Raw genomic sequence first — 452 nt, forward strand, 5'->3', positions numbered from 1 at the left:
ATACTAATGCTTGGGGCCGTGGTGTTGAGTGTTGCGGTTTCACTTAATGTAGTGGTATTACCGGCGTTATCACTAACGCTTGCTTCAATAGTGAGTGGACCATCAGTTAACGCGTTCGGTACATCGGCTGACCAGCTGCCATCGGCTTGCACTGTTGCAGTAAACGTTTCTGTTGTGGTGCCGTCGCTTACACTGATGTTTATCACTGTGCCCGCTGGCGCATTGCTGCTTCCGCTGATTGTTGGCGTGCTGTCGTTGGTTGCGCCGACTGTGTCTAACGTCAGTGTTGGCGCTAAGGTATCTAAGTTGCCCGTTTGTGTCGCACCGCCGGTGTTGCCTGCATCATCGGTGATACTGGCTTGCACGGTGTAGCTTCCATCCGGTAATTCAGGGCTGGTTGCTTGCCAATCACCGTTTGCATCCACGGTGGCGGTGATTGGGTGTTCATCACC

Annotated in this window: 1 protein-coding gene; it reads right to left on the reverse strand. The window is 53.1% G+C overall.

Annotation, left to right across the window (positions count from 1 at the left end):
- A partial coding sequence (locus H5157_RS20690) for an Ig-like domain-containing protein (RefSeq protein WP_182725423.1) occupies nt 1-452 on the reverse strand: 452 nt, incomplete at both ends.

This window comes from Pseudoalteromonas sp. SG43-3, assembly GCF_014164385.1.
Lineage (GTDB): Bacteria > Pseudomonadota > Gammaproteobacteria > Enterobacterales > Alteromonadaceae > Pseudoalteromonas > Pseudoalteromonas distincta.